Origin of the sequence: Bradyrhizobium sp. PRIMUS42 (assembly GCF_023006515.1) — a bacterium.
GTDB lineage: Bacteria > Pseudomonadota > Alphaproteobacteria > Rhizobiales > Xanthobacteraceae > Bradyrhizobium.
In genome coordinates, this window is the sequence record NZ_JALBGZ010000291.1 from 1 (window position 1) to 7,362 (window position 7,362).

Genomic DNA, 7,362 nt, shown 5'->3' on the forward strand with positions numbered 1-7,362 from the left:
GACGGTGGGAGGGGCTCCAAGGGTGTGTCAAAATGACCCGTCGGGCAAAACAGGCGGACACCCGTCAACCCGCCGCCCTCGCTGGTCGACGAAGAGTTCAATCTGATGTGGAACTCGGTCAAGGCCGAGATGGCCTCCGCCGGCAAGACCTTTGCCGACGAGGACACCACTGAGGATGCGGCCAAGGAAGAGTACCGCAAGATCGCCGACCGCCGCGTGCGGCTCGGCCTCGTGCTCTCCGAGATCGGCGAGAAGAACAAGATCTCCGTGACCGACGACGAGGTCGGCCGCGCCGTGATCGAGCGCGCGCGCTCCATGCCCGGCCGCGAGAAGGAAGTCTGGGACTATTATCGCAGCAACGCCCAGGCGTTGGCCCAGCTTCGCGCACCGATCTATGAGGACAAGGTCGTCGACTTCATCCTCGAACTCGCCAACGTGACCGAGAAGAAGGTCTCGCGCGAGGACCTCTACAAGGACGACGAGGCGGAAAAGACCGCCGCCTGATGGCTCTGGAGCGTTTTCGAGCGAAGTGGATGCCGGTTCGCGTAAGGAAAGCGCGTCAAAACTAGGCCCGTTCCGATTCCGTCGGAATGGGGCTCTGGGACAGTCATCTATTAAGGATGATCAGCGAAGAGGCCCAGCTAGCCAGATGGCCGGCTGGGCCTCTTTGTGCGAATCAGCTTCAACTGCCCGACAGATTAAGCCTTAATGCGCTCCGCACTTGTCAGAAGCGAATTGGGCTATATCTGTCGATACGCCTTCTACTTCTTACCCAAGTTCCTGCATCACTGGACGTCCATCCGCCCTTCCGGCAAATCCAGCCAAACTGGCAGCCAGGCCGGCGATGTCCGTCTCCGAAAACCCTAGGTGACTCATGCGCGATCCGGTTGAAACCTACATGAACCTCGTGCCCATGGTGGTCGAGCAGACCAACCGTGGCGAGCGCGCCTACGACATCTTCTCGCGCCTCCTGAAGGAGCGCATCATCTTCCTGACCGGGCCGGTCGAGGACGGCATGTCGACGCTGGTCGTCGCGCAGCTCTTGTTCCTCGAGGCGGAAAATCCGAAGAAGGAAATCTCGATGTACATCAACTCGCCGGGCGGCGTGGTGACGTCGGGCCTTGCGATCTACGACACCATGCAGTTCATCCGCCCGCCGGTTTCGACGCTGTGCACGGGGCAGGCCGCCTCGATGGGCTCGCTGCTGCTCTGCGCCGGCGAGAAGGACATGCGCTTCTCGCTGCCGAATGCGCGCATCATGGTGCATCAGCCCTCCGGCGGCTTCCAGGGCCAGGCCACCGACATCATGCTGCATGCCCAGGAAATCCTGAACCTGAAGAAGCGGCTCAACGAGATCTACGTGAAGCACACCGGCCAGACCTACAAGTCGATCGAGGACGCACTGGAACGTGACAAGTTCCTGACCGCGAACGACGCCAAGGAGTTCGGCCTGGTCGACAGGGTCATCGACAAGCGCGCTGAGGAAGCGGCAGCGGCGAAGACTCCGTAACACTACTGGAGTGTGACGGCGATCCCTCGGCAACCTCTTGGGATCGTCGCGCACCATCAGGTGGCGTTCACGCTATGGGCGCGTGTGCGCGCTGCAAAACGCGGGTTTGCGCCCTGCGACAGGCAGAAAGTTCCGCTTTCGTGCTTGTTTTTCGTGGCAATCCAGCAACGCCGGGGTGATTTCGATCACTTCGCCCGTGCCAAGACCGGAAATCACGGTATTGTCACGGGTAGCCGGCGACGCCCGATTAGCGAATTCTTGATAGTCGGGTGACAGCATGGTTGGCTACGAATGATCGGCTAAGATCGCGGAGAATCGAGCGACCGTGATTCGCACGGGATGTAACGCGTAGGGTCTTTTTTGGTACGCAATTTGCTCTACTTAAGCTTCAAGCCGGCCACCGTGCCGGAATGGAGCGATCGAGCGGAACGGGATCGAACCGCGGACGGAGACATGAATGAGTAAGGTCGGCACGAGCGACTCCAAGAACACGCTATATTGCTCGTTCTGCGGCAAGAGCCAGCACGAAGTCCGCAAACTGATCGCGGGTCCCACGGTCTTCATCTGCGACGAGTGCGTCGAGCTCTGTATGGACATCATCCGCGAGGAGAACAAATCCTCGCTGGTCAAGTCGCGCGACGGCATTCCGACGCCGAAGGAAATCTGCAAGGTCCTGGACGATTACGTGATCGGCCAGAGCCATGCGAAGAAGGTCCTGTCGGTCGCGGTGCACAACCACTACAAGCGCCTCAACCACCAGACCAAGCACAACGACGTCGAGCTCGCGAAGTCGAACATCCTGCTGATCGGTCCGACCGGCTCGGGCAAGACGCTGCTCGCGCAGACGCTCGCCCGCATCCTCGACGTGCCGTTCACCATGGCGGATGCGACGACGCTGACCGAGGCCGGCTATGTCGGTGAGGACGTCGAGAACATCATCCTGAAGCTGCTCCAGGCCGCCGACTACAATGTCGAGCGCGCCCAGCGCGGCATCGTCTACATCGACGAAATCGACAAGATCAGCCGCAAGTCCGACAACCCCTCGATCACGCGCGACGTGTCGGGTGAGGGCGTGCAGCAGGCGCTGCTGAAGATCATGGAAGGCACGGTGGCTTCGGTCCCGCCGCAGGGCGGCCGCAAGCATCCGCAGCAGGAATTCCTGCAGGTGGACACCACCAACATCCTGTTCATCTGCGGCGGCGCGTTTGCCGGCCTCGAGAAGATCATCTCGGCACGCGGACGGTCGACCTCGATCGGTTTCGCGGCCCAGGTGATGGCGCCGGAAGACCGCCGGACCGGCGAGATCTTCCGTCACGTCGAACCTGAGGACCTCCTGAAGTACGGCCTCATCCCCGAATTCGTCGGCCGTCTGCCGGTCGTGGCGACGCTCGAGGATCTCGACGAGGCCTCGCTGAAGAAGATCCTGACGGAGCCGAAGAACGCGCTGGTGAAACAGTACCAGCGGCTGTTCGAGATGGAGAACATCGAGCTGACCTTCGCCGACGAGGCGCTTGGCGCGGTCGCCCGCAAGGCGATCGAGCGCAAGACCGGCGCGCGCGGGTTGCGTTCGATCCTCGAGGCGATCCTGCTCGAGACCATGTTCGACCTGCCGGGCCTGGAAGGTGTGGAAGAAGTCGTGATCTCCCGCGAAGTCGTGGAAGGAACGGCGCGTCCGCTCTACATCTACGCCGATCGGTCCGATCGCGCCGTCGAGAACGCCAGCGCCTGATCTGGCGGCGCTGGAACGCTCCAATTGTACCCTCGAGTTGGGCTGCGGAAGTGTATCTCCGCAGCCGGTGTTGCGTCGCTTACCGCGTTGCGTAAGCGCCTGATGGCGCGCGTTTTTCAATGACTTGACACCCCCCGGGTCGATAGCCACCTAATGTCGGCGGCGAGCAAAAATTCTCTTCCAGATTCGCCTCAGTTCCGATCCGGCAAGCCCGGTCCAACCTTCGATTGGTAGGCCGGTTTTGTGGATCACCTCGGCACCTTGTGGCGGTTGCGCATGAAGACGGCGGGCTGCGTGCAAGGGGGCAAAGCAAAAGGAAAAGGCCATGACTAATCCAAAACCGCGGCCAACCATCGTCCATGGCGAAACGCACGCTTATCCCGTGCTGCCGCTGCGCGACATCGTCGTCTTCCCGCACATGATCGTTCCGCTCTTCGTCGGCCGCGAGAAGTCGATCCGCGCGCTGGAAGAGGTGATGAAGAACGACGCGCTGATCATGCTCGCGACGCAGAAGAACGCGTCCGACGATGATCCGGCGCCCGATGCCATTTACGAGACCGGTACGCTCGCCAGCGTGCTGCAGCTCTTGAAGCTCCCTGACGGCACCGTGAAGGTGCTGGTCGAAGGGCTCGAGCGTGCGCGCGTGCAGAAATACACTGATCGCGCCGACTATTACGAAGCGACCGCCATTGCGCTCGCCGACACCGATGCGAAGTCGGTCGAGGCCGAAGCGATGGCACGCTCGGTCGTGTCCGACTTCGAGAGCTATGTGAAGCTCAACAAGAAGATCTCGGCCGAGGTCGTCGGCGTCGTGCAGGCGATCACCGATTTCGCCAAGCTCGCCGACACCGTGGCCTCGCATCTCGCCGTCAAGATCGCCGACCGCCAGGGCATCCTGGAGACGCTGTCGGTCACCACGCGCCTGGAGAAGGTGCTGGGCCTGATGGAGAGCGAGATCTCGGTGCTGCAGGTCGAGAAGCGCATCCGCTCGCGCGTCAAGCGCCAGATGGAGAAGACCCAGCGCGAGTATTATCTCAACGAGCAGATGAAGGCGATCCAGAAGGAACTCGGCGACGACGATGGTCGCGACGAGCTCGCCGATCTCGAAGAGAAGATCTCCAAGACCAAGCTCTCCAAGGAAGCGCGCGAGAAGGCGCAGCATGAATTGAAGAAGCTGCGCCAGATGTCGCCGATGTCCGCGGAAGCGACCGTCGTGCGCAACTATCTGGATTGGCTGCTGTCGATTCCGTGGAACAAGAAGTCCAAGGTGAAGAAGGATCTGGAAGCGGCGCAGGCCGTCCTGGACTCCGATCACTACGGGCTGGAGAAGGTCAAGGAGCGCATCGTCGAGTATCTCGCCGTGCAGTCGCGCGCCAACAAGCTGACGGGCCCGATCCTGTGCCTCGTCGGGCCTCCCGGCGTCGGCAAGACCTCGCTCGGCAAGTCGATCGCGAAGGCGACGGGGCGCGAATTCGTGCGCGTCTCGCTCGGCGGCGTGCGCGACGAGGCCGAGATCCGCGGTCACCGCCGCACCTATATCGGCTCGATGCCCGGCAAGATCATCCAGTCGATGCGCAAGGCCAAGTCGTCCAATCCGCTGTTCCTGCTCGACGAGATCGACAAGATGGGCGCCGATTTCCGCGGCGATCCGTCCTCCGCCTTGCTCGAGGTCCTCGACCCCGAGCAGAACGGGACGTTCAACGACCACTATCTCGAGGTCGACTACGATCTGTCCAACGTGATGTTCATCACGACCGCGAATACGCTCAATATTCCGGGCCCGCTGATGGACCGCATGGAGATCATCCGGATCGCGGGCTACACCGAGAACGAGAAGGTCGAGATCGCGCGCAAGCATCTGATCCCGAACGCGGTGTCCAAGCACGGTCTGGACTCCAAGGAGTTCTCGATCGACGACGACGCGCTGCTGCTTCTGATCCGCCGCTACACCCGCGAAGCGGGCGTGCGCAACCTGGAGCGTGAGCTTTCGACACTCGCCCGCAAGGCGGTGAAGGAGCTGATGATCTCCAAGAAGAAGTCGGTCAAGGTCACCGAGAAGACTCTGGAAGAGTTGCTCGGCGTGCCGAAGTACCGCTTCGGCGAGATCGAGAGCGAGCCGCAGGTCGGCATTGTCACCGGCCTTGCCTGGACCGATGTCGGCGGCGAGCTGCTGACCATCGAAGGCGTCATGATGCCCGGCAAGGGCAAGATGACGGTCACGGGCAATCTGCGCGACGTGATGAAGGAATCGATCTCGGCGGCGGCGTCCTATGTCCGCTCGCGCGCGATCAATTACGGCATCGAGCCGCCGATGTTCGATCGCCGCGACATCCACGTGCACGTGCCGGAAGGCGCGACGCCGAAGGACGGTCCATCCGCGGGCGTCGCCATGGCCACCGCGATCATCTCGGTGATGACCGGCATCCCGGTCCGCCACGATGTCGCGATGACCGGTGAGATCACGCTACGCGGCCGGGTGCTTCCGATCGGCGGCCTGAAGGAGAAGCTGCTGGCTGCGGCCCGCGGCGGCATCAAGACGGTGCTGATCCCCGAGGACAACGCCAAGGATCTCACGGAGATTTCCGATGCGATCAAGGGCGGCATGGAGATCATCCCGGTTTCCCGTCTCGACGACGTCGTCGCCAAGGCGCTGGTGAAGAAGCCGGTGCCGATCGTCTGGGAAGAGGACACCAAGGTGACGGTGAAGCCGGACGGCGATGAAGCCGCCGGCGGCCTGACCGCTCACTAGGCCATCGCGAAAGATGATAAAACGGCGCCTTCGGGCGCCGTTTTTGTTTTGGGGCAAGGAGATGCGGGCGATGCAGATCGACGGGCAATGCCATTGCGGGACAATCACCTTCGAGGCCGAGGTCGATCCGGAGGCGGTCTCGGTCTGCCACTGCACCGATTGCCAGACCTTGACCGGCTCGCCGTTCCGGGTGACCGCGATCTGCGGCGCGGCGGATGTCAAGCTCACTGCTGGCACGCCAAAAATCTACGGCAAGCGCGGCGACAACGGGCGGATGCGCTTCCAGCATTTTTGCGCCGACTGCGGTTCCCCGCTGTTCACCAGCGGCGAGGGCGACCAGGAGGACGATTGGGGCATCCGCTGGGGCAGCATCCGCCAGCGTGACAAGTTGCGGCCCGTGAGGCAGATCTGGTGTCAGTCGGCGGCGGTGTGGATCGACGCCGTGCCGCTGCTGCCGGGCAGGCCGGGGGATTGACCGCACGGCTTGAAGTTCCGCGCTTGCCCGTCCGGGGCTTGTGAGGCTAAAGAGGCGGCGAGGGCGGTTAGCTCAGCTGGTTAGAGCATCTCGTTTACACCGAGAGGGTCCGCGGTTCGAATCCGTGACCGCCCACCAATCTCCTCTTGCGGCGCCGCTTTCGTTGTCCGTCGATCAATTGCAGACCTCACGCAGGCCGCTGACCGTATTATCGGCGACTTTCTCCAAATGGCACCCCTTGCGCACGGGACGACAGCCAGCATTGTTGCAAGTCATTTGCCCCGCCACCTGCGGCGCTGAGGGCGCTGCCTCGATTTGCCTGCGCGCCCTGTCTCTGTGGGTCGAATCCTCTCGCGTCGCGACAGGCTTCTTGTCCTGCACCTTCTCGCATTCATTGTCGCCGTTGACGCGGTAACCGGCTCGGCAAGCGATCTTAACGCAGGTGTCGCCATCGGCCTTGAAGCCGTGGTCGCAGACCAGCGGGCAGACACGTCCCGGCTTGGCCTTGATCGCATCGAGCGCGTCGAAGCTCGCGAGCTTGGGGTCGAACTTGGTGCCGGCGTACTTGTTGAAAAACGTCAATGAGCGTTGTGACGACGCGTTCCAGTCGCCGTCTACCGAAGTCGTCAGGCACCCGACGCGGCGCAGCTCCGCCTGCACCAGCTTCGTCGTTTCCTGCGCTGACGTCGCGGGCGGGGGCGAAGAGGGCGCCACGGCTGCGACCTTCTGCTCCGCATTGGCGGAGGCTGGTTTCTCCGACGCCCGATTGGCCGCCAGATCAGCTGCGGCCTTGTCGCTCGCGAGCCTATCGGCCAGCGCCTTCTCCGCTGCCAGCTTGTCGGCCAATGCGTTTGCCGCCGCGGCTTCGGCGGCTCTGGCCGCAGCCGCCGCCTTGTCCT

4 protein-coding genes, 1 tRNA gene and 2 pseudogenes are annotated in these 7,362 nt (G+C 62.6%); 6 read left to right on the forward strand and 1 reads right to left on the reverse strand.

Annotation, left to right across the window (positions count from 1 at the left end; translation table 11 throughout):
* Window positions 1–72: 72 nt before the first annotated feature.
* The 6 genes and pseudogenes from MOV75_RS20890 to MOV75_RS20915 all read left to right on the forward strand — a co-directional run.
* Window positions 73–504, forward strand: a pseudogene (locus MOV75_RS20890) (trigger factor); the annotation flags it as partial.
* Between the two features lie 370 nt (window positions 505–874).
* Complete coding sequence (locus tag MOV75_RS20895) at window positions 875–1,510, forward strand: ATP-dependent Clp protease proteolytic subunit (RefSeq protein ID WP_246926009.1); 636 nt, start codon at window positions 875–877, stop codon at window positions 1,508–1,510.
* A gap of 457 nt (window positions 1,511–1,967) precedes the next feature.
* Complete coding sequence (gene clpX / locus MOV75_RS20900; RefSeq protein ID WP_091965274.1) at window positions 1,968–3,239, forward strand: ATP-dependent Clp protease ATP-binding subunit ClpX; 1,272 nt, start codon at window positions 1,968–1,970, stop codon at window positions 3,237–3,239.
* Window positions 3,240–3,564: 325 nt separating this feature from the next.
* On the forward strand, window positions 3,565–5,988 hold the full coding sequence (lon, locus tag MOV75_RS20905; RefSeq protein WP_246926011.1) for an endopeptidase La: 2,424 nt from the start codon (window positions 3,565–3,567) through the stop codon (window positions 5,986–5,988).
* 70 nt (window positions 5,989–6,058) lie between these two features.
* A complete protein-coding gene (locus MOV75_RS20910; protein ID WP_246926012.1) occupies window positions 6,059–6,463 on the forward strand; it encodes a GFA family protein in 405 nt (134 codons plus the stop codon).
* A 61-nt stretch (window positions 6,464–6,524) separates the two neighbouring features.
* A tRNA-Val gene (locus MOV75_RS20915) sits at window positions 6,525–6,601 on the forward strand.
* Window positions 6,602–6,637: 36 nt separating this feature from the next.
* Here the strand turns inward: MOV75_RS20915 and MOV75_RS20920 are convergent.
* Window positions 6,638–7,362 (reverse strand): annotated as a pseudogene (locus tag MOV75_RS20920) (caspase family protein); the annotation flags it as partial.